This is a genomic window from Lacticaseibacillus sharpeae JCM 1186 = DSM 20505, assembly GCF_001436225.1.
GTDB classification, from domain to species: Bacteria; Bacillota; Bacilli; order Lactobacillales; family Lactobacillaceae; genus Lacticaseibacillus; species Lacticaseibacillus sharpeae.
The window spans coordinates 48,323-70,884 of sequence record NZ_AYYO01000005.1 but is presented as its reverse complement, the minus strand read 5'-3'; the positions used below and the strand labels follow the sequence as shown (position 1 = coordinate 70,884).

23 protein-coding genes and 1 tRNA gene are annotated in these 22,562 nt (G+C 54.2%); 18 read left to right on the top strand and 6 right to left on the bottom strand.

Annotation, left to right across the window (positions count from 1 at the left end):
• The first annotated feature begins 99 nt into the window (after positions 1–99).
• Genes liaF through FC18_RS01505 form a run of 3 tightly spaced genes read left to right on the top strand, consistent with a single transcriptional unit; the run spans position 100 to position 2,541 of the window.
• A complete protein-coding gene (liaF, locus tag FC18_RS01515) occupies positions 100–822 on the top strand; it encodes a cell wall-active antibiotics response protein LiaF (protein ID WP_054677562.1) in 723 nt (240 codons plus the stop codon).
• Complete coding sequence (locus FC18_RS01510; RefSeq protein ID WP_054677560.1) at positions 819–1,877, top strand: sensor histidine kinase; 1,059 nt, start codon at positions 819–821, stop codon at positions 1,875–1,877. Before liaF ends, FC18_RS01510 begins: the two co-directional genes overlap by 4 nt.
• A complete protein-coding gene (locus tag FC18_RS01505; protein WP_054677558.1) occupies positions 1,870–2,541 on the top strand; it encodes a response regulator in 672 nt (223 codons plus the stop codon). The genes FC18_RS01510 and FC18_RS01505 overlap by 8 nt, the downstream gene beginning before the upstream one ends.
• A 46-nt stretch (positions 2,542–2,587) precedes the next feature.
• Here FC18_RS01505 and FC18_RS01500 read toward each other — a convergent pair whose 3' ends face one another.
• Positions 2,588–5,281 (bottom strand): YfhO family protein, encoded by a 2,694-nt coding sequence (locus FC18_RS01500; protein ID WP_082620448.1) that lies wholly within the window; start codon positions 5,279–5,281, stop codon positions 2,588–2,590.
• A gap of 190 nt (positions 5,282–5,471) precedes the next feature.
• Between FC18_RS01500 and FC18_RS01495 the strand changes: the two genes are divergently transcribed.
• The 5 genes from FC18_RS01495 to FC18_RS01475 all read left to right on the top strand — a co-directional run bounded on the left by FC18_RS01495 (position 5,472) and on the right by FC18_RS01475 (position 10,217).
• Positions 5,472–7,598, top strand: coding sequence for a peptidoglycan D,D-transpeptidase FtsI family protein (locus tag FC18_RS01495; RefSeq protein ID WP_056975346.1), 2,127 nt, complete (start codon positions 5,472–5,474; stop codon positions 7,596–7,598).
• A gap of 302 nt (positions 7,599–7,900) precedes the next feature.
• Positions 7,901–8,581: a rhomboid family intramembrane serine protease gene (locus FC18_RS01490; protein WP_082620447.1), complete on the top strand. Its 681-nt coding sequence runs from the start codon at positions 7,901–7,903 to the stop codon at positions 8,579–8,581.
• A complete protein-coding gene (locus FC18_RS01485) occupies positions 8,581–8,820 on the top strand; it encodes a YqgQ family protein (RefSeq protein WP_054677547.1) in 240 nt (79 codons plus the stop codon). Before FC18_RS01490 ends, FC18_RS01485 begins: the two co-directional genes overlap by 1 nt.
• Positions 8,810–9,769: an ROK family glucokinase gene (locus tag FC18_RS01480; protein WP_054677544.1), complete on the top strand. Its 960-nt coding sequence runs from the start codon at positions 8,810–8,812 to the stop codon at positions 9,767–9,769. Before FC18_RS01485 ends, FC18_RS01480 begins: the two co-directional genes overlap by 11 nt.
• 25 nt (positions 9,770–9,794) lie before the next feature.
• Positions 9,795–10,217, top strand: coding sequence for a rhodanese-like domain-containing protein (locus tag FC18_RS01475; protein ID WP_054677542.1), 423 nt, complete (start codon positions 9,795–9,797; stop codon positions 10,215–10,217).
• Between the two features lie 66 nt (positions 10,218–10,283).
• Here FC18_RS01475 and FC18_RS01470 read toward each other — a convergent pair whose 3' ends face one another.
• On the bottom strand, positions 10,284–10,463 hold the full coding sequence (locus tag FC18_RS01470) for a DUF3042 family protein (protein ID WP_054677541.1): 180 nt from the start codon (positions 10,461–10,463) through the stop codon (positions 10,284–10,286).
• A gap of 115 nt (positions 10,464–10,578) precedes the next feature.
• On the opposite strand from FC18_RS01470, the gene miaA reads away from it, so the two are divergent.
• From miaA to FC18_RS01450, 4 genes are all read left to right on the top strand, one after another.
• Positions 10,579–11,520, top strand: a complete 942-nt coding sequence (gene miaA / locus FC18_RS01465; protein ID WP_056975344.1) for a tRNA (adenosine(37)-N6)-dimethylallyltransferase MiaA — start codon at positions 10,579–10,581, stop codon at positions 11,518–11,520.
• 181 nt (positions 11,521–11,701) lie between these two features.
• Positions 11,702–12,052 carry a MerR family transcriptional regulator gene (locus tag FC18_RS01460; RefSeq protein WP_156300823.1) on the top strand — a complete coding sequence of 117 codons (351 nt, stop codon included), beginning with the start codon at positions 11,702–11,704 and terminating at the stop codon, positions 12,050–12,052.
• A gap of 42 nt (positions 12,053–12,094) precedes the next feature.
• The gene (glnA, locus tag FC18_RS01455) at positions 12,095–13,435 is read left to right on the top strand and encodes a type I glutamate--ammonia ligase (protein WP_054677539.1); all 1,341 of its coding nucleotides are present in this window, start codon (positions 12,095–12,097) and stop codon (positions 13,433–13,435) included.
• Positions 13,436–13,588: 153 nt separating this feature from the next.
• Positions 13,589–14,638, top strand: a complete 1,050-nt coding sequence (locus FC18_RS01450) for an LCP family protein (protein WP_054677537.1) — start codon at positions 13,589–13,591, stop codon at positions 14,636–14,638.
• A gap of 50 nt (positions 14,639–14,688) precedes the next feature.
• Here the strand turns inward: FC18_RS01450 and FC18_RS01445 are convergent, their stop codons facing one another.
• Complete coding sequence (locus tag FC18_RS01445; RefSeq protein ID WP_056975343.1) at positions 14,689–17,040, bottom strand: Xaa-Pro dipeptidyl-peptidase; 2,352 nt, start codon at positions 17,038–17,040, stop codon at positions 14,689–14,691.
• A gap of 168 nt (positions 17,041–17,208) precedes the next feature.
• Between FC18_RS01445 and FC18_RS01440 the strand changes: the two genes are divergently transcribed.
• A tRNA-Arg gene (locus FC18_RS01440) sits at positions 17,209–17,282 on the top strand.
• A gap of 218 nt (positions 17,283–17,500) precedes the next feature.
• Here FC18_RS01440 and FC18_RS01435 read toward each other — a convergent pair.
• Positions 17,501–17,791: a type II toxin-antitoxin system RelE/ParE family toxin gene (locus FC18_RS01435; protein WP_054677535.1), complete on the bottom strand. Its 291-nt coding sequence runs from the start codon at positions 17,789–17,791 to the stop codon at positions 17,501–17,503.
• On the bottom strand, positions 17,772–18,050 hold the full coding sequence (locus tag FC18_RS01430; RefSeq protein ID WP_054677533.1) for a type II toxin-antitoxin system RelB/DinJ family antitoxin: 279 nt from the start codon (positions 18,048–18,050) through the stop codon (positions 17,772–17,774). The genes FC18_RS01435 and FC18_RS01430 overlap by 20 nt, the downstream gene beginning before the upstream one ends.
• Before the next feature lie 370 nt (positions 18,051–18,420).
• Here FC18_RS01430 and proB point away from each other — a divergent pair, with 370 nt between their 5' ends.
• The 3 genes from proB to FC18_RS01415 all read left to right on the top strand — a co-directional run bounded on the left by proB (position 18,421) and on the right by FC18_RS01415 (position 20,917).
• Positions 18,421–19,254, top strand: a complete 834-nt coding sequence (gene proB / locus FC18_RS01425; RefSeq protein ID WP_420806075.1) for a glutamate 5-kinase — start codon at positions 18,421–18,423, stop codon at positions 19,252–19,254.
• A complete protein-coding gene (locus FC18_RS01420; protein WP_056975342.1) occupies positions 19,244–20,494 on the top strand; it encodes a glutamate-5-semialdehyde dehydrogenase in 1,251 nt (416 codons plus the stop codon). The genes proB and FC18_RS01420 overlap by 11 nt, the downstream gene beginning before the upstream one ends.
• A 171-nt stretch (positions 20,495–20,665) precedes the next feature.
• Positions 20,666–20,917: a hypothetical protein gene (locus FC18_RS01415; RefSeq protein ID WP_056975341.1), complete on the top strand. Its 252-nt coding sequence runs from the start codon at positions 20,666–20,668 to the stop codon at positions 20,915–20,917.
• A 107-nt stretch (positions 20,918–21,024) separates the two neighbouring features.
• On the opposite strand, the gene FC18_RS01410 is transcribed toward FC18_RS01415, so the two are convergent.
• Entirely contained in the window at positions 21,025–21,261 is a 237-nt protein-coding gene (locus tag FC18_RS01410) for a hypothetical protein (RefSeq protein ID WP_054677528.1), read from the bottom strand.
• Between the two features lie 155 nt (positions 21,262–21,416).
• On the opposite strand from FC18_RS01410, the gene FC18_RS01405 reads away from it, so the two are divergent.
• Both FC18_RS01405 and rplU read left to right on the top strand, forming a co-directional pair.
• On the top strand, positions 21,417–22,013 hold the full coding sequence (locus tag FC18_RS01405) for a TetR/AcrR family transcriptional regulator (RefSeq protein WP_056975340.1): 597 nt from the start codon (positions 21,417–21,419) through the stop codon (positions 22,011–22,013).
• A gap of 231 nt (positions 22,014–22,244) precedes the next feature.
• Positions 22,245–22,553 carry a 50S ribosomal protein L21 gene (gene rplU / locus FC18_RS01400; RefSeq protein WP_054677522.1) on the top strand — a complete coding sequence of 103 codons (309 nt, stop codon included), beginning with the start codon at positions 22,245–22,247 and terminating at the stop codon, positions 22,551–22,553.
• Positions 22,554–22,562: the final 9 nt, after the last annotated feature.

The window sequence follows — 22,562 nt, the reverse complement described above, 5'->3', positions numbered from 1 at the left end:
TCCGGCTTCTTTTTTTGCGGCAAAATGCAAAAATACAACTGAAGCCCTAAGCATTTTCGTGAAAATCAGGTATGATGTGATGAGGAAGGATGGTGCAAAATGTCATCTAAGGCTCGGGTATTCATACTCATCGAAGCGGCACTGGCACTGCTGCTCGGCTATCAGATTATCAGCAACCCGCCCACACTCGCGTTCTGTATTCTCGGAACGCTCGCTTTGTGCTGGGCGAATTCGCTGCGGCGGAAGAACTGGCTGCGGACACCGCTCATGATTTTCGGGGCCATTGCGCTGGCGGTGACAGTGTTCATCAACCCCACTGTCTGGTGGATGCTGCTCGTGGGCGTGATTGCCATTCTCTCTGCTGGCCGTAAAGGCTTCGGGGCCTTGGGCATTTTCCCGTGGTTCAAGAAGCAGTTCATCAGTATTCGCAGTGCGGACGATGAAGGTAACCGCACGGCGCAGCGCCATCCGTGGTTCGGCGATTTTGTTGTGGGTCAGTCCGTCTATGAATGGGACGACGTCAACTTGACCCTCCTGGCTGGGGACACCATCGTTGATTTAGGCAACACAATCTTGCCCAAACGCGATAACGTCATCATGATTCGCAAGGGCGTCGGCAAAACCCGGCTGCTCGTCCCGATTGGCATTGGCATTGAACTCAACCATTCCGCGCTAATCGGGAACGTCACCTTCGCGGGGCAGACGCAGCCACTCCGGAACGAAACGGTGCGGTTGTTCTCGGATGATTACGAAAGCGCACCGCGACACATTCGCATCGTGACCAGTGCGTTCATCGGGGACCTGGAGGTTGTGCCAGTATGAGAAAACGCAGCCTGCTAGGAATATTTAGTGCCGTCATGATTATCACGTTGGGGTTTGAAGCCATTTTGGTGTGGATGACCCAACGTGCCCGCGGCTTTGACAGCTTTATTAACTCGATGATGAACAACATGATTGGCTTGTATGCGCTGCTGGGCGCCCTGACGACGGGGCTGCTGGCGGTTGTGATTACCTACATCGCCGTGCACCGCGTTGAACGGCAGATGGCCAGTCGCCTGTCGGTCATGCTCACCAACCAGCTGAACGTGCCCGCATTGACCGATACGCGGCGTAATTCGCTCGCCATTGGCCGGGAGAGTGCCGTCATGCTGGAACAACTGCGCCGCCGCGTTGAGCAGCTGCAGGGCGAAATAGCCCGTTACAGTGCCCAGCCGGTGATGGTGGGCGGCGAGCAGAAGGAAGACATCCTGATTCAGGAACGTCACCGGATTGCTCGGGAGCTGCACGATTCAGTTTCGCAACAATTATTCGCCGCAATGATGATGTTGTCCGCAATGCGGAGTACACTTAAAAAGGCGGATGATGATGATCCACTGCTCAAGCAGGTCAAGACCATTGAGCGGGTTGTCAACTCCGCCCAGTCCGAAATGCGGGCACTGCTCTTGCACCTGCGGCCCACGAACCTGGCGGGTAAACACCTGCGTGAGGGGATTATTGGCCTGCTGAAGGAACTGCAAACGAAGATTAAGATTCGCATCACTTGGGAACTGGCGGACGTGACGTTGCCCGCCGCGACTGAGGATAATTTGTTCCGGATTGTGCAGGAACTGCTCAGTAACACGCTCCGGCACGCGGAGGCGGAGGAATTAGAGGTCTACCTCGACGAGTCGGCGAACACCGTGATTTTGCGGGTGGTTGACGATGGCGTCGGCTTTGACACGACCAAGAGTGAGGCCGCCGGCAGTTACGGCTTGGGCAACATCAAGGAACGGGCGGCCGCAATCGGTGGTACCGCCAGGGTAATTAGTTTCCCCGGTCAGGGTACCAGTGTGGAAGTACGGGTCCCAATCGCGAAGGAAGGAAAACAAGATGATTAAAGTACTGATTGTTGATGATCACGAAATGGTGCGTTTGGGGATTTCGTCATACCTGAACGTCCAGGACGACTTGGAAGTGATTGCGGAGGCCGACGATGGCGAGCAAGGCTTGAAGAAGGCGCTCGAAATCCGGCCCGACGTCATTCTGATGGACCTCATCATGCCGAACATGAATGGGGTTGACGCCACCAAGGCGATTCTCAAGGCCTGGCCCGCAGCACGGGTCATCATCCTCACCAGTTTCATTGACGATGAACTGGTGTACCCCGCGATTGAGGCCGGCGCGGCCAGCTACATTCTGAAGACCAGTACTGCGGAAGAAATTGCCGACGCGATTCGCCAGACCGCCAAGGGGCAGACCGTTTTCGAACCCGAAGTAACTACCAAGATTATGAACCGCAGCAAGATCGCCGCAGACATGGCCCTGTACGATGATTTGACCACCCGTGAACGTGAGGTGTTGAAGCTGATTGCGCAGGGTAAGAGCAATCAGGAAATCGCTGATGAGTTGTTCATCACGCTCAAGACGGTCAAAACGCACGTGTCGAACATTCTGGCCAAACTGGAAGTTGACGATCGCACCAAAGCGGCCATTTACGCGTTCAAGCACGGGATTGTCAAGCCGGCGGGGGATGGTTCTTCCGACCACATTCCGGCGGTTTAAGTGCAGAAAAAATAGCGTCCACGCAATTTTGCGCGGGCGCTATTTTTTACCGTCTGGGCAGCGACACGATTTGCTGCCGGTGCCGCCAAGCAGGCCGGGTGCGGAACCACAGCCAGGCAACGCCGATGGCCAGCAGTGTGACCAACAGGCCGATGCCGAGGTACGGCGGGTAGTAAACCATGGCGATGGTGTGTTTACCCTTACTTAACTTGAACGTCATGAACAGGTTCAGAGCGGTCTTCGGGGTGACCTTTTTGCCGTCAATCTTGACGTGCCAGCCCGGATCGTTCGGGATGGTCGTGAAGAGCACTTGACCAGCTTGGTGAATGTTTACCGTGCCACGCAGAGAATTGCTGTGGTAGCTGGTCACCTTGAGCGGACTTTGGGCGAGCTTGCTCAAAGAGTTCAGCGCAGTCTGTTCGTTGAGCTGGTACAAGGCCACCTGACTGAAGTCGATATCCTTACTGAACGTGAACGTTAACGTTTGGGTTTTCTTCGTGTCGGTGGGGGTGACGTTCAGGATTACTTGGTTGCGGAAGGTATCGTAGGTTTTGATTTGCTTCCCGTTTTGCGTGATGTTGACCGCGTTGTCGGTGAAGTCACCGCCGACGGTTAGGTAGAGCGGCTCGCTCGTATTGGCACTGAAGGTGTAGGTAACACTGCCCTGTGTGTGCTTGCCCCGCATCCCGTACACCATTCCGGCCGCCTTGGTCTGCTTGATGTTCGTCAAAGTGGTATGGGTGAACGGCACCAGGGTGAAGAGCGACTTGTAGCCGCCGCCTTCCAGGCCCGCGACGAGCAGTTCTTGGTTAGAAATCGGGCTGCCTGAGTTGAGCTTGGTCTTCAGAATGTCGCTGCTGGCGGCAAAGCCGATGCCAAGTGCGTTTTGGTTTTCGTGAATAGCCAGCAGGTTCGTGTGGCCGATGGCGGTGTAACTGGCCAAATCCGGCCGCGGGCTGAGCGTGGGCAGCAGCTTGCCCTTGGTGTCGTTGATGTTTTGTGGCTGCAAGTTGAGCCAGTACTTGGTGTCCAAGATGGCGTCGAGCAGGATGGTCCCGTTTGCGTACGTGACGAACCCGTCGCCTTCAGGTTGGCCGATTGCGCTGAAGAACGCGGGCACCTTGCGTGGCATCATGGAAGTGAACTGGTCTTCACCGATGTAACCAACCTGCATGGCGTCGTTCTTGGTGCGCAGCAGCGTTTTGCCAATCCGGTAGAAGCCCTGGTCGCGTTTTTGAATCTTCGTCACCCCGGCCCGCAGCGCAGCGGTGTAGGTGCTGTAGTCGCTGTGGGACACGTAACTGATTTGGTTCAAGGCCAGGACCGAGCTTGCCGTGAGGTCGATGACAGCGATCGCAAGGGTGAGGTAACCGAATTGACGGCGGCGGGGCAAACTGAGGAGGACGACCGCCATCAGCGCGATGATGATACTGAAGATGATGGTCTTACTGGTCAGGAAGCTGAAGCTCTTCTTGTGCAGCCAGACGTATGCGCCGGCGCCGCTCACTAATAGCAGCAGGAGGCCACTTTGCAGTAGGTTTGTGCCGGCAGCTTCCACCGCGATGTATCTGGCTGCCAGCAGGATGAGCCAGAAGCAAACGACAAAGGAGAAGCGGTATGGATACCATACGGGGAACTGCATTCCGTGCCAGAGCAAGTCAAGCGGCTCGAACATGAGCGACAGACCGAGAAAACCGGTCCACAGCAGCGCGACCAAGCGTTCCTGCCAGCGAATCTTGCGCGAGGTGAAGAAGAGCAGCGCTGCGAGCACGGCGATGGCCCCCACGAAGATATTCGGCATCCCCGATGGCATTTCGTCGAAGTTAAAGGTACCGCTGAAGAACTTGCTGAGCAGATGCAGTGGGTTGTACTCGATTTTGGCCGTAATGGTGGTAACCGTGTACGTGCCCTTGCTCTGCGTCAGCTGAAAGAGCGTAGGCAACAAGACGACCGCCGCTAGTGCGCCACCAAGTAGACTGCCAAAACCAAAGCGCAGGCAGACGCGGCGCAAGTGCCGCCAGGTTTGCTTGCGTGCACTGCAAGAGTAAATGAAATAGCCAATGGCAAACAGGCAAATCATGTAGCCAATATAGTAGTTGGTAATCAGGGCAACGGCCAGCCAGATTGCGTAAAACTTGGGCTTGTTGTCGGCCAGACGGTCGATGCCGAGGCACACTAGCGGCAAGACAATGGCCCCGTCAAACCAGATGAGGTTGAGCTGGTTGGCAATCATCCACCCCGAAAGCGCGTAGGCCAACCCGAATGCAGGCAGGAGGGCTCCCCGAGTGCCGCGGAACTTCAAGAAGTACGCCATGGTGCAGCTAGCCGCGCCGTACTTGAGCAGCGTCAAGATGGTGATGCCCAGATCCAGCATGGACTTAGGCAGCAGGCATAAGACGAGGTTGAACGGGCTGAGTAGGTAGTAAGCCCACGTACCGAATGCGTCACCGCCAAGGGCATTGTTCCAGGCGTAGAAGAGTTGCCCTGGGTGGCCGAAGACGGTTTGCCGGAAGTAGGCGTAGAAATCTATGTATTGTTGGCCGAGATCAACTGTCAGCAGGCTACCGTTCCCGAATGGGTAGACGTGGCGGCCGACGAAGAAGTATATGGACATGATGATGATGGGCAGAAAAAACGCAACCAGCAGCGGGTGACGTTTTAAATAATTAATCAGGCGCATTGCAAACTCCTTCGTAATCTTGTTCCACTTAGCATAACACGTCCGCACTGAACGCTCCATGCAAAACCCGCTAATTTAAATCCCGGTTAATATGCGTTCATTTTGCCCGCAAACGGTTCAGACTGTGGTTCAATAGTGAAGGTCGAGTTGCCCAGGCAGGCAAGTTTGCGCGGTTTGTCTTGTGCGTGCCTGTTAGTGGCGGCCAATATTTGGTATCATGGCTACATAAGTATGTAAGGAGAATGCCCAATTGAAGTACATTCGTACACCACGGCCTAAGCGCCCGAAATCAGCAATTCCATTCCGATTAAACTTCCTGTTGTTTGTGGCGTTCTTGCTATTTGCCGGACTCGTCACCCAACTGGCGTACCTGCAGATTTCAAACGGTGAAAGTTTCGCGGCCGAAGTGAATCGCACCGGGACCACGACCGTTGCGGGGAGCGTCCCCCGTGGGGAAATCTACGACGCCAAGGGCCGTATCATGGTTGACAACAAGGCGGAAGCGGCCATCACGTACACCAAGAACGTCTCGACGCCCGCAGAGCAGATGTACACCGTGGCCAACCGGCTCGCTAATTACGTGACGGTGGACGCCAGCTCGCTACGTGAACGGGATATTCAGGACTACTGGCTGGCTAACCCCAAAAACACGAAGCGCGTCAACAAACAGTTAACCAAAAAGCAGCGTAAGTTCAAGGACAACAAGCTGTACAAGGTGCAACTCAAGGTCGCTAAGACCATCAAGATTTCGCTCACGCCGGCGCAGAAGCAAGCGGCTGCCATTTACAAGATTATGAATGGGGCCACCCAGCTGTCGACCGTGAACATCAAGGATCAGAAGGTCACGCAAAAAGAAATTGCGGTGGTTAGTGAACACCTCACGTCCCTGCCCGGGGTCAACCTCGGGACCAACTGGGAGCGTGAATATCCTAACGGGAAGAGCATGAACACCGTCATCGGTCGGGTTAGTTCCGAAAAATCGGGGCTGCCAAGTGAATCACTGATGTCTTACCTGGAACTCGGTTACGCGCGGAACGACCGGGTGGGGACTTCCTACCTGGAGAAACAGTACGAAACGGCGCTGCGGGGCAGTAAGTCGCAGACCGAAGTCACGCTGAGCAGTACGAACCAGATTGCCAAGCAAGTAGAGAAGTACAACGGTAAGAAGGGGTCCAACATCACCCTGACGATTGACTCCAAGTTCCAGGCCAAGGTCGAAAGCATCGTGAAGACCCAATTCAACAAAGCACTGAGCAACGGGAATGCCGCTTTGTCTGACGGGGCGTACGCGGTGGTCATGAATCCGAACACCGGCGCTGTGCTGTCGATGGTTGGGTTCAAGCACAACTTCAAGACCGGTAAGCTCGATGAAGACTCCCTGGGGGTAATTAACCGATCATTCGTTATGGGGTCAGCGGTTAAGCCGGGGATGGTGCTCGGGGCGCTGCAAGATGGCGTCATTACGCGCACCAACAACACGCAGTCTGAAGACCCAATTTACCTGAAGGGGACCAAGGTGAAGAGTTCTGACTACCCAGTTGGGACTTACAGCTCCATGACCGCCCAACACGCGATTGAAGTTTCCAGTAACATCTACATGATGCGGCTGGTCATGAAGGAAGCCGGGGTGTCCGGTAACGACTACATTCCGAAGCAGCGGATGCGCATGAACAGCGACGTCTTCGAGAAGGTGCGCGGCTACTTCAACCAGTTCGGACTGGGCCTTAAGACCGGGATTGATATGCCTGGTGAAGTTGCACCAACTGCCGGGAAGAAGCTCAACGAATACGGCGTTCTGAACACCGGGGCCGCACTGAGCATTGGGTTCGGGAACTATGACCCGTACACGCTGATTGAAATGGGCCAGTACGTATCCACTATCGCTAATGGCGGTTACCGGATGCAGCCATACCTGGTGCAGTCCATTTCCCAAAGCAACAGTGACGGGTCGACCCAAGTGGAATCGACAACGGAACCCAACGTTTTGAGTAAGATTGGCAACTCCAATGCCGATGTGAACTTCGTCAAGCAAGGGATGTGGCTGGTTGGTCACGGGACCGATGCGTGGGCGACCGCGAAGGTGCTGGGTAACCTGAACCCTGGGGTCGCCGCTAAGACCGGGACGGCGCAGAGTGTGGCGCACGTCAATCCAGAAGACACGAGCTCCGCGCCCGTGGATACCCTGAATATTTCCCTGGTTGCGATGGCGCCGGCGAAGAACCCGCAGATCACCGTTGCGGTCGTGATGCCGAACGTCTCGCTGAGTTCCCACGGTTACACTAAGGACATGACGCACGATATTATCCAGGCCTACTACGACATGTATCACGTCAAGAAGGTTTCTGGTTACAGTTCAACGCAACAGACCATGCCTTAATAGTTTTGCTGTATCCCCGGAGAGCCCTGCGCATTTATCTGCGCAGCCGCCTTCTGGGGATACTTGCTTTTAATTACCCCGTGCAGGAAAATATTAGTGTATGTTATTAATTGTTTTTCGAGGTTCGGTTGGTTCTAAAAAAAGGCAACCAATAATGGTGTAAGCCGTTATCGAAATGCGCTAGTGGCGCGAAAGATAGCGGTTTACGTAGCGAAAAACGTGGAAGCATGGTAAAATTGTTTATTGGTCTTAGCAATTCGGCTATGAACGGCCGATAGATTGCAGGGAAGTCGAGGTAATCAATGCGTAGACAAAACTTCTTTGAGGGCCCGTGGGTGACCATGGTGCTCCTTTCAATATCAGTTCTGATGTTCGGGGTCGAAATCCTCGCCGGCGGTTCCACGAATTCGCGGGTGCTATTTGACCTCGGGGCGCGCTTTGCCCCCGCACTCACGCTCGGGAATCAGTGGTGGCGGCTATTAACGCCCATCTTCTTACACGTCGGCTTCATGCACCTGTTCGTCAACATGGCAACGCTCTGGTATCTGGGCCGGATAACGGAGCAAGCCTTTGGGCATTGGCGGTTCCTCGTCATTTACCTTGTTAGTGGGATCACCGGGAACTTTGCCGGACTGCTGTTTGGCAGTGCCAATGCGGTTGCCGCGGGTGCGTCCACATCGCTGTTCGGCTTGTTTGGCGCCTTCCTCATGGTTGGGGATGTGTTCCGCGACCGGCCGGACATCGCGGCAATGACGCGGTCAGTGCTGGCCGTTGTGGTCATCAACTTGGTGTTCGACCTGTTTCAGGGAAATATCGACATTGCCGGCCACGTCGGCGGCCTCGTCGGCGGATTCCTGATTGCTGGTGTGGTCGGGGTCCCATTGATTGGGGACATCAGCGTGGCGCGGCGCCTGCTCATGGCGGGACTGCTGGTGGCGACACCGCTAATTTTGGCATTCGTGTATGGAGGTAACCTGCTTTGATGGAGACCTACAACGACGTTCTGAAGCTGCTCAAGCGCTACGGAACATACGTGCACTTGGGCAAGCGGCTCTACGACATGGAACTGGTAGCGATTGAGCTGGACCGTTTGCACAAGACGGGCCTGCTCGAAAATAGTGACTACGCTAGGGCCAAGATTATTTTGAACCACGCGCACGAAGAAGAAGTGCGTAACCCCCTTAAATTAACTACTCGGAGGAAAGATACAGATGACAGATAAGAAGCTTATCGGGGTCGACCTTGGTGGGACGACTTGTAAGTTCGCCATTTTAACTACTGATGGTGAGATTCAGCAGAAGTGGGCAATCGACACCAACATTCTTGATGAAGGTAGCCACATTGTGCCCGATATTATCGCCAGCATCAATGACCACCTGGCCCTGTACAACATGCAGCCTGCAGACTTTGTCGGGATTGGCATGGGGACACCTGGCTCCGTTGATATTAAAGAGGGGACCGTTGCCGGTGCCTACAACTTGAACTGGAAGGCTAAGCAGCCAGTCAAGCGCGACATCGAAAAGGGTACCGGAATTCCATTCTTCGTTGACAACGACGTTAACTGTGCCGCAGTCGGCGAACGCTGGATGGGCGCGGGCGATAACGTGCCGAATATGGTCCTCGTTGCACTTGGCACCGGGATCGGTGGCGGGATCTTCATGGATAACAAGTTGCTCCACGGTGCCGCTGGTTCTGCCGGTGAAATCGGCCACGTGTGTGTTGACCCGAACGGTTACCTCTGCACGTGTGGCAACCACGGTTGTCTTGAAACCGTCGCTAGTGCAACTGGGGTTGTCCACGTTGCGCGCGACATGGCGGAAGAATACGCTGGCGACTCTAAGCTCAAGCAGACGCTGGACGATGGGGACGAAATCTCATCCAAGATGGTATTCGACTTGGCAAAGGACGGCGACCCACTCGCACTGTCCGTTGTTGACCGCGTTTCCTTCTACCTTGGTTTTGCTCTGGCTAACCTGGGTAACACGCTGAACCCTGAATACATCGTCATTGGTGGCGGTGTCAGTGCAGCGGGTGACTTCCTGCTCACGCGGGTGCAGAAGTACTTCGAGAAGTACACATTCTCTAACGTGCGCGCTACCACCAAGGTTGTGCTCGCAACGCTGGGGAACACAGCAGGGGTCGTTGGTGCGGCACGCTTAGCACTAGACTAAATTAATTATTGCAGGAGGCTGGAACATGTTTTTTGGGGCAGGATCATCATTTTTCACTGCCATCTGGATTATCATCGCACTGATGATTCTCTTCTGGGCAGGCAGTTGGCTTTACCGGTACGTTATGACTCGTCGTTACAAGAAGTTCGGCGGAGAATTGCCGGGCGCGGAGTTTGAAGAGACGATGCGCAAGGCGCAGATTATTGATTTGCGCGAAAGTAATCAGTTCGATTCAAACCACATTCTTGGCGCACGGAACATTCCGTACTCACTGCTCAGTCAGAAAATGAGTGGTCTGCGCAAGGACTTGCCAGTTTACCTGTATGACGCAACCGGCGCAATGTCGCTACGGGCAGTACGGATGTTTAGCAAGCAAGGATTTGAAAAAATCTACTGGCTGAAGGACGGCTTTGCTGAATGGTCCGGGAAGACCAAGAAGCACGCCTAAAGCATTCGCTGGCAGCAAAAAAATCACCCAACACAATGTGCTGGGTGATTTTTTTAGGCCTGATAATTATGCCTGGTGGGCACCGAGGGACTTACGGATAGCCTTGCGCCGGTTTTCGTTGATTTCGTCGACCTTGTTTTCAACTGGGTCGATGTAGGTCTTCTTGAAGGTGAAGACACTGATAGCTGCGGTTGCGACCGTTGCAAAGGTGCCAAGGACGAAGCCTGCGATAAATTTGTGTTTCATGATAATTCCTCCATTCTAGGTTGCGCTTTCTATAACCTGATTGTATAACATCTCACTTGTAAACACGAGTATAATTATTACTAAGAATCAACTTTAAGGAGCGTGCGGCGTAAAAATGCAACAGAAACCGAAAATTGTGATGGTTGGCGGCCCCACTGCGGTGGGCAAAACTGCTCTGGCCATCGACTTAGCGCAAAAACTAGGCGGCATCATCGTGAACGCCGACGCCTTTCAGGTCTACCGGGGAATGGACATTGGCACCGCTAAACCAACCGCTGCGGAACAAGCAGCGGCGGAGCACCGGTTGATTGATATCCTCGATCCGCGTGCTAGCTTTTCGGTTGCCGAGTTCATGCGCCGCGCGGATGCGGAAATAGCTGCGATTCGCCAAGCTGGTAAGCTGCCCATTCTGGTTGGCGGCACGGGCTTTTACCTGAACGCCCTGCGCCTTGGTTTGCCCCTAGGTACAGAGGGCGAATCCGCTGTGCGTGCTAAGTGGCAGCACTTCGCGGATGCAAACGGCGAACTTGCAACGTGGCAGGAGTTGCAGCAGCGAGACCCCGCGGCGGCGGCCAAGATTCCGGCAGCGAACGTTCGGCGGACGGTGCGGGCGCTGGAAGTGATTGAAACTACGGGGCAACTTTTTTCGCAGCAAACCCCGCCTGAACCCAAGTACGATGCGCTGGTGATTGGTCTAACTACGGACCGGGACAAATTGTACGCCCGGATTAACGCGCGGGTGGATCAAATGCTAAAGGAGGGCTTGGTCGCGGAAGTGCAGCGGGTGGTTGCCATCGCTGGGCCCAATGCCCAGGCGTTGGCGGCAATTGGCTACAAGGAGCTGATTCCGTACCTGAATGGCGAAATGGCGCTTGCGCCAGCAGTTGAGCTCATCAAGCGCAACTCACGGCGGTATGCTAAGCGGCAGCTAACGTACTTCCGGAACCAAATGGCACCACACTGGTTCGATTTGATTCAGGAACCGGAGCGTATGGCCCAGATAGAAAAATTGGTATATACGTGGATAAATGAAAATCTATCCGATAATGCCGAATAATTGCATTGCGGGCCGCCGTCCACGGTTCAACAAACGCCGAATGTTCGGCGTTTTTTATTTACCTTGAAAATTTTGGGGCCAATGTCAGATTATCTAACAGATAAAGTTGACCCGCTTTGGTATGCTTGCTATACTTACACCATCGTTTGGTTGAGTTCATTACCAGCTAGGAGGTGCAGACGTGGTCGAAGATGATGTATTGCGGCGGCGCGCTGTGCTCCCAATTGGCACGGTCATGACCTTAACAACCCTCACAGCTAGGCAGATTCGCTACTTTGAAGCGCAAGGCTTAGTGAAACCACTGCGTAACGCCGGCAACCACCGCATGTATTCGCTGAACGACGTGGATTCACTCATCGCCATTGTTAATCAGCGGCGGTCCGGCATGACGCTCGCGGACATCAAGCGGGTTCGCGAGCACAAGCAGCAACACACTAGCGACGCAACTGCGCGGCGGCTGTTGCGTGAGGAATTGTACAACCAGCGTTTCGGCCAATCGGGACAGAGCCCGTACAGTCAAGGTTTTCACTAGTACCACAAAAATATTCGGACAATGTCCACAAAGGGGATTCACATGGCTCGCAAAGTTTTCACTGCTGATGAGATTCGGCAAAGCGTTCAGGAAGAAAATGTTCAGTTCTTACGTTTGATGTTCACGGACATCAACGGCATGATTAAGAACGTTGAGGTTCCTGTTTCCCAGCTTGAGAAGGTTTTGAGTAACAAGGTGACGATGGACGGTTCCAGTATCGATGGATTTGTCCGTATTGAAGAAAGTGACATGCTGCTGTACCCAGACCTGTCCACTTACCTCATTTTCCCTTGGGGTAACGATCACGGGCGTGTGGCGCGGTTCATCTGTTCCGTGCATTTGTCTGACGGGACGCCATTTGCTGGTGACCCCCGCAACAACCTGATTCGTCAGGTGGACATCATGAAGCAGTCGGGCTACACCAGCTTCAACATCGGACCCGAACCAGAATTCTTCCTGTTCAAGCTGGACGAGAACGGCCAGCCAACCACCAAGCTGAACGACAAGGGTTCCTACTTCGACTTCGCACCTCTGGACCTTGGTGAAAACTGCCGGCGGGACATTGTGCTGGAACTGGAAAAGATGGGCTTTGAAGTTGAAGCATCCCACCATGAAGTGGCTCCTGGTCAGCACGAAATTGATTTCAAGTACGCTGACGCGCTGGAAGCTGCCGACAACATTCAGACCTTCAAGCTCGTGGTCAAAACCATTGCCCGCAAGCACGGCCTGTACGCAACGTTCATGCCGAAGCCACTGCACGGTATCAACGGTTCAGGGATGCACATCAATATGTCCCTGTTCAACCAGCAGGGTAACGTGTTCTACGATGAAGATGGCGAAGAGAAGCTGTCTGACACCGCCATGCACTTCCTTGCTGGTCTGCTCACGCACGCGCGTGCACTGACCGCCATCAACAACCCAATTGTTAACTCCTACAAGCGGCTTGTTCCTGGTTTTGAAGCCCCAGTATACATCGCCTGGTCTGGTCACAACCGTTCGCCACTCATCCGCGTTCCATCCGCCCGTGGTCTGTCCACCCGGTTGGAACTGCGCAGTGTTGACCCTGCAGCTAACCCATACCTGGCGATTGCGGCAATCCTGGCAGCCGGCCTGGACGGGGTCCGCGAAGGCTTGCAGCCAGAAGAAGCCGTTGACCGTAACATCTACCGGATGCGGCCTAGCGAGCGGAAGGAGAACCACATTCAGGACCTGCCAAGCACGTTGCACAACGCGCTGAAGGCCCTGGAAGATGACGACGTGGTGATTGCGTCCATGGGTGACCACTTGTTCCAGAGCTTCATGGATTCTAAGAGCATGGAATGGATGGCTTACCGGCAGCAGGTCGGGGACTGGGAACGTGACCAGTACCTGGAACTCTACTAATTAACACCTAAACTACAAAAGGGGGTAGGCCACTGCAGGCTTACCCCCTTTTTGTCGAGTAAGAATAAGTTAAGCCTGCATCCGGCACACATGCTTACTCTTTGACGTGTTATACTATTGCATAAGAGTTTATACGAAAGTTGGGGCGACACCATGTCTTTGCGACGCCGAGTAATGCCACATCACCCGATTGGCCACTTTTTAATCATTTCACTTTTTGGACTCATCCTCGTCCTCGCGGCCTACGGTTTCCGGATGTACGCGGACACTAAGAACGCGATTGGCGATACCTTCGCGCAGATTTCTGGCCGGAATGCGACGGCGAAGATTAAGAACGAAAAGCCGCTGTCGTTCCTGCTGCTCGGGACAGATACCGGGGCCCTAGGGCGGAAAACAAAGGGGAACGCCGACACGATTATTGTGGTCACGATTAACCCCAAGAAGAAGCAGACCACGATGGTCAGCATCCCCCGCGATACGCTTGCGGACATCAAGACCGGCTCCAGCACACCTAATTTTCATAAGATTAACTCGTCCTACCTCCTTGGCGGGTCGACAGTGGCGGTGAAGACCGTTGAGAATCTGATCAACGTCCCGATTGACTATTACGTCACCGTGAACATGGGTGGCCTATCCGATATTGTCGATGCTGTGGGCGGGATTGACGTTTATGTGCCATTCTCATGGGATGACACCGAACACGACGCCGGGATTTTCACCAAGGGTGAGGCCCACCTGGACGGGAAGCGGGCATTGCAGTTCGCCCGGATGCGTCACGATGATCCGGAAGGGGACTACGGGCGCCAGAAGCGGCAGCAGACCGTGATTAAGGCCATCATGAAGAAGGTCTTGAACGCGGGCACGCTGACGAACTACAAGCCACTGCTGCAGACCTTGAAGGGGAACATGCAGATGAACCTGACCTTCGACGATTTGGTCGGGATTGGTTCGAACAGCGGCTACCGCAAAGCGTTGCAGCACGTGAAGCGCGACCAGATTAAGGGTGTCGGGGCGTACATCAACCGGGCTAGCTACCAGGTAACCCAGACTTCCGAATTGCAGCGGGTCAGCGACTTACTGCGCGGCCAGCTCGGCAAGTCATCGCAGACCGTGGATAACGCGGTTACGCACCAGAACGAACTGAACACGAGCTTTGACTGGAGTTCAGGCTACAACCCAACGTATTCAATCTACTCATATTAGCAATGAAAAATGCCACCGCGATTGCGGTGGCATTTTTGGTGTGCGTGCAGCTAGTTACGTTCGGGCAAGGTCAGCTTACTTGCGCCGAGGTTCAGCGTGTAGGTGACTTCACGGGTTGGCCGGATAGTTTGGGCCTGGTCGGCGCCGTGGATAATCAGCGCCAAAGTGCGGCCTGCTGGCAGGTGGTAGTGCGTTGGCTGCAGATCCAGCTCCAGCGTTACTTCTGTGCCCGGCGCGGTGACGATACTCTCGGCCGGACTGATTGGATTCTGTGTGTTTGCGTGGGCTAGACTGATGAGTTTGGCCTGGGTTGGCTTAGGCGCGTTCTTGAATTCCAAGATGTTGGCACTCTTGAAGTCATAGCCCAGTGGGTAACCAGCCGCTTCAACAAGCCCGGCGTTTGGCGTGAACCGTTTTGCTTCACCCAAGTCAATCAGGCGCACACTCGTGATGGCGGATGGGGCGTCGACACTCAGCGTCAGGGACAGGTGCGGTGTACCTTCAATGACCAGGTCCTGTTCAGGCTTGAGTAACGGCAACACGATGCGGGAATCACCATAGATTGATTCGGGCTGGATAATGTTGAATTCAAATCCGTCACTAGTGTCATTGTGCGCCTTGAATTCGGCGGTGCTGTGGTCGGTGAAGGTTTGCTTGTCCGTTCCCAAAGGCACATCCTGGGTGCTAATCCCGGCACCCGTGCCGAAGTCAGCACTGGTGGTCCAGGTTTCTGGCTCCACGTTGTCTTGAATCGTGACGTCGGGCAGCTGGTTCAGCGCGTCGTTGTCCACGCCCAGCAGCTTGTTACTGAGCCACAAGTTCATCTGGTCGGTGTAGTCGAGGGACAAGACGTTGTTCAGGTAGACGTGCTGGCCCTGGTGCAAGTACAGCTTGTGGTGGGCGGACAGGGGCGCCATCGCCTTGTGGAATTCGATGACGTTCTTCGGCTTAACGTTCCAGTCGTTGAGCCCGTGCTCGCTAATGATGTCGCACTTGATGTTGGCCACATTGTTGCGGTAGTTGCGGGCGTCCCAGAATGGGGTGTAGTCGCCAAATTCACGGTCCTGGTCGGCGCCAAGTTCGGCCAGGCGTGCCTGCCACTTGTCTGCAACCTTGTTCGCATCACCAGCAGCCTTGAGCCGCGAGTATGTGTCAACGGCCAGCACGTCGGCGTCCTCACCCTGGAAACCGCCTGGGGCCACGACCAACCCGTTTTCGCGGTAGTAATCGTACCAGCTAGAAATAGCGGATTCGGAAATGGCGGTCTTGAGGGCGGGGGTGCCACTAGTTGCAGCCGCGATGGCCAGGGTGCCCAGGTAGGACTTCCCGGTCATGGCCACGTTGTGGTTGCACCACCAAGCTTTGATTTCGGTGGTGCCAGTGCGCGTGGTGAACGCCCGGCGCGTGCCGCCCAGCCATTCGATGACCGCGACCGCACTGTCGGTTTCGTCCTGGTTCCCGGTTCCGCGCAGACCGTCAGAGCCGCGGGTTCCGACCCCAGCGGAGTAGACGGTGGCAAACCCGCGGGCGAGGAAGTAGTCATTTAGGGAGTAGATGCCGTCTTCATCACCGTATGCGGCCGCCGTGGTCACTTCACCGGTAACTTCACGCTGCGGCAGGTCTGGCCGGACAACTGGCTCAGCACTTGCTTGCTTACGGGCAGGCTTCACGGCCAATTCGGGTTCAGGCACGTGGGTCACGGCGGTCACGTCGTTGGTGCCGTGGAAGTAGGGGTTAGCCGTGAACAGCGCGGGGCTCTTCACCCCATCGGCTGTTTCGCCTGGGCGGAAGATGGTTGCTTCCAGCATGTCGCGCTGGCCATCGGCGTCGCTATCCAGGTCGGATTCGATCCAGACGCGTTCGCGAATGACTTTGTGCGTATCGAAGGTCGGCAGCGTTTTGCCGTTGAAGATGACAAAGTTGCCGGACAGGTGCTGCAGGAAGCCCTTGGTGGCCAGCAAATCAATTAAGGTGACCAAGTGCTTCGACCGGGTGTTCAGCAGCAAGTAGATTGCGGCGTTAAATTCGGCTTGGCTGGTGATGTCGCCGGCCACCATTGGCAGTCTGGTCTGCTTGCAGAATTCGAGCACTTGGTCGTACTGGAAGTCGATACCGGCTTCAAACCCCAGGTACTGCAGGCCAATGGTGTAGAACACTTCGCGGCTAATACTGGTGGGATTGCCGGCCAGGAATGCGGCCACGTCCAGCTTGGTGGTGGCGGCGCGCTCCGCTAATGCCTCATCTTTAGCGCTGGCAGTCAGCGCCTGGGCTTCGAATGCCTGGTAGGTAGCATGGGCAAGTTCAGCCAGACTGGCTTTTTCGGTGGGCAGACCGATTGTATTGAGTTCAGCGATTTGGGTCGCGTGGTCCGGATTTAACCGGGCAAATTGATTAAGACGCATGATGGTCCTCTTTTCATTCTTTAATGTTCATTAAAAATAGTGTATGCCGGAATGGCAATTGGGGCAAGGCCGTTCGCGAAATCTTTTTGTCGCGGCGTTTTTGTCACACACATCTTGTTGAATTAGATTGACAATTGCCCGTTATTTTCCATATACTAGTATGCGTTCGCGATAGTAGCTCAGTTGGATAGAGCAATGGTCTTCTAAACCATCGGTCGCGGGTTCGAACCCCGCCTGTCGCATAAGCAGACTTTTTTATAGCGTCGAATAGCGTCAGATAGGCATTCAGATAACAAATAATTACAACTAAAAACCTACAAAACTCAAATACCCACATAAGTTTGTGGGTTGCAGTGTGGGTTGTGGGTTACGAAAATTATAACTGCTCGGGGCGGTTGCTCTCACTTTTGGGTGGGGGCTATTTTTTTTGCAAAAGAAAACACCCACGTTGTTGTGAGTGTTAATGCCCGAACAAATCATCATGAGTGCCCGTCGCGGTCAGAGTTAAAATTAACTTACCATTGTCGATTGTGTACGCTAATAACCAGTCTTTTTTGTCTACGTGTAATTCGCGAAACCCTTGCCAGTTGCCGTGTAGCGCGTGATCGCTCAACTGGTTTAACACAGGACGGTCATCACTTGCTAAAGCACGAATTGCTTCCTTGTATAGCGATTTGCTGTAGTGCTTCTTAAACATCCGTTTTAATTGACGGTCATATCCGTCTGCTGTGTCAATCCTCTGTATCGTCATAACTATCAATCTCTTTGAGGTAGTCATCAACAGATCCATGTTGCACGACGTTTCCAGCAAGCACATTTGCAACCGCAATGTCCATTGGGCTGTTTGCATCGGGAGTAAACGGTAGGCGGTGTGTTCGTGCTATCTGCTTAAAGGTCATCGTGATGAGCGTACTCATGTCTAAACCCATTTCTTTAAGGTCGTGTTGCACTTTTGCCTTCAGTTCAGGATCAACCCGAACGGTTACACGATCAGTTGTCTTTGTCGCCATATTTTCATCCCCTTTATCCTAAATTGTAGCACATGGTTATAACAATGTTAACACGAATGATGACGGGGTCACAGGCTAACCAATGTTGTTTACCTCCAAAAATAGCATTTGCTTTCAGAAACAAAGTAAGTTAAACTACTTTTGTTGAGGAAGCTCAACCCTCTGGTCATAGTAGCACAGCCCAGGAAGGACGGTCACCGACTGCAAGCCGTCTCGAAGTTGCGAATCCAAGCTGGAGTTAATCTTAGTTTTATAATATTTGCAAAAGTGTGGAGTGCTGCTTCAAACGAGGATGGTACCGCCCGGAGACGGGTGCCTCGGTTGAACTGGCGCTCTTTTTTTAACCCAACCACCGATGGAGGAACAAGCGATGCAAGACAAGCGAATTATCAAATATGGCCGCGTGGTCGTCAAAATTGGCACGAGCAGCTTGATCCACCCGGCAACGGGCAAGGTCAACCTGCAGACGATTGAACGTCTTGCCTACACGCTGTCGGCGCTTAACAATCAGGGTGCACAGGTGGTGTTGGTATCCTCAGGTGCAATCGGCGTGGGCCTAGACCGGATGCACTTGACGGCCCGGCCTGAAGCCATCGCGCAGCAACAGGCGCTCGCCGCCATTGGGCAGATGGAACTGATGAACCTCTACACGCAGCGCTTCAGCGACTACGGCACGCAGGTGGGCCAGCTGCTCCTGACCCACGACGTGTTCGACTACCCTCTGAGTAAACAGCACGCGCTCGACACCTTCAACGCACTGCTCGACCAGGGTGTGGTGCCGATTGTCAACGAAAACGACTCGGTGGCCACCGACGAGCTCGACCACCACACGACGTTCGGGGATAACGACCAGCTGTCCGCGATGGTCGCGACCTTGATTGGCGCGGACACGTTGATTGTGTTGTCGGACATTGACGGATTGTTCGACAAGGATCCGAACAAGTTCGCCGATGCGCACTTGCTCCATGAGGTTGAGCACCTTTCGGCCAGCGTGATTATGGGCGCCGGCGGAACGAGCACGCGCTTTGGTACGGGCGGGATGGTGACCAAATTGCGGGCGGCAGAGCGCATGCTCGCTGGTGGTGGGCAAATGGTGCTGGCCAATGGCGCCGACCCGCGCATCGTGCTGCGAATTTTGGCTGGTGAACGACTCGGGACCTGGTTTGGCCACCGCGAATTGGAGGATGCTGTTAATGGTAATTAACAAGAATGATTTGAATGCTATGGGGCAAGCAGCGAAAAATGCAGCCTACAGTCTGGCTTTGCTCAGTACTGACCAGAAGAATATCGTGTTGCGGCAGATGGCGGATGACCTGGTTGCGGCCACGCCAACGATTATCGCGGCCAACCAGGAGGACCTGTTGGGAAACCTAGTGGCAGCCAAATTCGTTGACCGCCTGCGTCTGACCCCCGAGCGGATTGCCGATATGGCCCAGGGTCTGCGGGACGTCGCCGCTCTGGCCGACCCGACCGCCAAAATCGACCGGGGCTGGGTGAACGATGCTGGACTGCAGATTCTGCAGAAACGGGTGCCACTTGGGGTGGTCGGCATGATTTTCGAAGCCCGCCCGAACGTGACCGTGGATGCTTCAGGACTCTGCTTCAAGAGCGGCAACGCAGTGATTCTGCGCGGCGGCAAGGAAGCCATGCACAGCAATATCGCGCTGGTGACCGTTTTGCGGGCAACACTCAAAACGGCAGGTTTACCGGTGGCGGCCATCCAGCTAATTACGGATCCGAGCCACGAACTGGCCGCACAGTTCATGCACCTGACTGCGTACCTGGATGTGCTGATTCCGCGTGGTGGGGCCGGGCTCATCAACGCGGTTGTGCAGCAGGCGACGGTGCCGGTGATTGAAACGGGTGCGGGTAACTGCCATATTTACGTGGATGCGCACGCCGAACTGCCCATGGCGATTGACATCACGGTCAACGCGAAGGTGCAGCGGCCATCAGTTTGCAACGCGGCCGAGAAGCTGCTCGTACACAAGGACGTTGCCGCTGAATTTGTGCCGGCGCTGGTTACTGCGCTGCGGGCGCACGGCGTTGAAGTGCGCGGGGATGACCGGGTGGCCGCACTCGTGCCCGATGTTGTGGCTGCCACCGCTGCTGATTGGGACACCGAATATAATGACTTGATTATGGCCGTGAAGATTGTGGATTCCGAAGATGACGCGATTGCCCACATCAATGCACACAACACGAAGCACTCAGAGACCATCGTGACGAATTCAATCGCTGCGGGCCAGCGGTTTCAGCAGCGTGTTGATGCCGCCTGTGTGTACGTGAACGCATCGACACGGTTCACGGACGGCATGGAATTTGGTTTCGGCGCCGAGATCGGAATTAGCACCCAGAAGCTGCACGCGCGCGGACCAATGGGCCTGACTGCCCTGACAACCATCAAGTATGAGATTACGGGTAACGGGCAGGTGCGGCAGTAGCGGTTGCAAAAAGTGGTTTATCCCGTTACGCATTTTGCAAAAAAATTGGGGTCAACCACAAATCCCCCGAAGCGAAAAGCCGGTATGACGGCATTTTGCTTCGGGGGATTTTTTGAATTGGTCAGGCAACTGGTAAACTAGAGGTAACGATGAATGCCGGGAGGTGCCCTAGTGGATTTCGTATTGCAAACGGTGATTGGCGGTGAGCACGTGTGGTTCTGGTGGAATCGCGGCGGTCTGCATACCTCGAACGATGGGGTGATGGCAACCGTTGTCCGGGCCGCCCAGGCGGTTGATGCCGACTTACGTTTTGGCAATGACGCGTATTGGCTCCTGCGCGCGACGTATAACTGCGTAGTGACCCTCGCCCCGACAACCGAATTCTTAGGCCCCTTGGCGCAGTTGGATGAAAATGCTAATTAAAGGTGCCAACTGTTCCGCCCAAGTGGTATGCTTAAGGTCCTTGGCAGGGGCACGATAAAGGGGCGGACATTATTTGTCCGCCCCTTTTCCTATATATTAAAGTTAAGTTAAATCCGCCCACTACGCACATAGCCACGCAACAGGTATAACCCACCGATGACTAGCAGCATCCATACGAGGAGCAGCAGGCTGAAGATGCCAACGCCGAAGAGTTTCAGGGCGATGATGAGGACGAGCAAAACGATGATTGCCGCGACTACCAGGTTAAGGGGCTGGCTGAGGCGCGCGATGACCACGGCGAGCAGGCCGGCGACGATTAAGTAGATGATGATGTCGATAAACATATGAAACCTCCTGGATGTCCCGACGTGTACGAGACTATGAGCGCAGTATATACGATGATGGGCGCTGGAACAAGTTTAACATAACGTCAAAGCACTGTGGACACGTTCAATCCAGATTGGTATACTTTTCCTAGTAGTTTAGGAGGTGAACCATAATGCCAGTGGAACAGCAGCGGCACACAGATCCACGAGTTATCAAGACCAAGAAACGATTGCGGCAGGCATACATAGCAAGCCTCTCTGGCGATGAAAAGCAACTTAGTGTGGCCCACATCACGTCGCTTGCCGGAGTCACGCGCGGAACGTTCTACCAACATTATGCAGATAAGGCAGAATTCTTCGCTGCCGTGTTGGTGGATACCGCCGCCGATTTTATGCACCACTGTGTGCTGACAGATGAGGCCAATGTTACCCCACATATGAACTTGCAGGCGGCGTTAGCTTATGCCCGCAATGCACAAAACGGATTTGCCGTCCTGTTCCAAAACGACGGGGATGCGTTCATCAAAGCACTGCACACTGAGTTGACGCGCGCACTTGTGGCCTACGCCAATACCAACGCGGAGCAATACACCGGCATATTGCAATTAGCCGACATCATTGATTTGGCCGCAATGCTGGATGTCGCCATTATTCGCCGCTGGAGTTTAGCCGAGAATGACTGGACGGCCGAATACGTGCAACTATTAATTCAGCAACTGAATACGTTCGCCCCTGAATTACATTTGCATTTGCAAAATTTTTACCGCTAACGTGCGGGAACGCTAATTTTAACGTCAGTTGTGCCTGTTTTCCGCGCTATTTGCGGTTAACAGGCACATTTTTTCAGTAAAGGGTTGTGAAATTGGCTGGTTATGGTAAAATATCAACGTTGTATTTGTCACCCTGCGACTGCAACCGCACGTAGATAGGCATTAAGCGTAAGCACCTATCGCGGCGAGTACTCAGGGAATTAGCCGATGAGGCACGTAGGAGGTGTACACATGTACGCAATTATCAAGACTGGCGGCAAGCAGTACAAGGCAGAGGCTGGTAAGGCTATCTACGTCGAAAAGCTCGACGCAGAAGAAGGCTCAACCGTAACCTTTGACCAGGTTATTCTTGTCGGCGGCGACGAAACCAAGATTGGCACGCCCGTTGTTGAAGGTGCTACTGTTACCGGTAAGGTTGAAAAACAGGGCCGGGAAAAGAAGGTTGTTACTTACAAGTACAAGCCTAAGAAGCACCAACACCAGAAGAAGGGTCACCGTCAGCCATACACGAAAGTTACGATTGACGCTATCAACCTTTAATTCTAATCC

Bases quoted from the DNA above. Each gene is read 5' to 3' on its own strand.
- FC18_RS01435 (WP_054677535.1), bottom strand. From the start codon at position 17,791: ATGACGATACAGAGGATTGACACAGCAGACGGATATGACCGTCAATTA.
- FC18_RS01505 (WP_054677558.1), top strand. From the start codon at position 1,870: ATGATTAAAGTACTGATTGTTGATGATCACGAAATGGTGCGTTTGGGG.
- FC18_RS01490 (WP_082620447.1), top strand. From the start codon at position 7,901: ATGCGTAGACAAAACTTCTTTGAGGGCCCGTGGGTGACCATGGTGCTC.
- FC18_RS01430 (WP_054677533.1), bottom strand. From the start codon at position 18,050: ATGGCGACAAAGACAACTGATCGTGTAACCGTTCGGGTTGATCCTGAA.
- liaF (WP_054677562.1), top strand. From the start codon at position 100: ATGTCATCTAAGGCTCGGGTATTCATACTCATCGAAGCGGCACTGGCA.
- FC18_RS01450 (WP_054677537.1), top strand. From the start codon at position 13,589: ATGTCTTTGCGACGCCGAGTAATGCCACATCACCCGATTGGCCACTTT.
- FC18_RS01420 (WP_056975342.1), top strand. From the start codon at position 19,244: ATGGTAATTAACAAGAATGATTTGAATGCTATGGGGCAAGCAGCGAAA.
- FC18_RS01510 (WP_054677560.1), top strand. From the start codon at position 819: ATGAGAAAACGCAGCCTGCTAGGAATATTTAGTGCCGTCATGATTATC.
- FC18_RS01405 (WP_056975340.1), top strand. From the start codon at position 21,417: ATGCCAGTGGAACAGCAGCGGCACACAGATCCACGAGTTATCAAGACC.
- FC18_RS01445 (WP_056975343.1), bottom strand. From the start codon at position 17,040: ATGCGTCTTAATCAATTTGCCCGGTTAAATCCGGACCACGCGACCCAA.
- miaA (WP_056975344.1), top strand. From the start codon at position 10,579: ATGCAACAGAAACCGAAAATTGTGATGGTTGGCGGCCCCACTGCGGTG.
- glnA (WP_054677539.1), top strand. From the start codon at position 12,095: ATGGCTCGCAAAGTTTTCACTGCTGATGAGATTCGGCAAAGCGTTCAG.
- FC18_RS01410 (WP_054677528.1), bottom strand. From the start codon at position 21,261: ATGTTTATCGACATCATCATCTACTTAATCGTCGCCGGCCTGCTCGCC.
- FC18_RS01500 (WP_082620448.1), bottom strand. From the start codon at position 5,281: ATGGAGCGTTCAGTGCGGACGTGTTATGCTAAGTGGAACAAGATTACG.
- FC18_RS01475 (WP_054677542.1), top strand. From the start codon at position 9,795: ATGTTTTTTGGGGCAGGATCATCATTTTTCACTGCCATCTGGATTATC.
- rplU (WP_054677522.1), top strand. From the start codon at position 22,245: ATGTACGCAATTATCAAGACTGGCGGCAAGCAGTACAAGGCAGAGGCT.
- FC18_RS01485 (WP_054677547.1), top strand. From the start codon at position 8,581: ATGGAGACCTACAACGACGTTCTGAAGCTGCTCAAGCGCTACGGAACA.
- FC18_RS01470 (WP_054677541.1), bottom strand. From the start codon at position 10,463: ATGAAACACAAATTTATCGCAGGCTTCGTCCTTGGCACCTTTGCAACG.
- FC18_RS01480 (WP_054677544.1), top strand. From the start codon at position 8,810: ATGACAGATAAGAAGCTTATCGGGGTCGACCTTGGTGGGACGACTTGT.
- proB (WP_420806075.1), top strand. From the start codon at position 18,421: ATGCAAGACAAGCGAATTATCAAATATGGCCGCGTGGTCGTCAAAATT.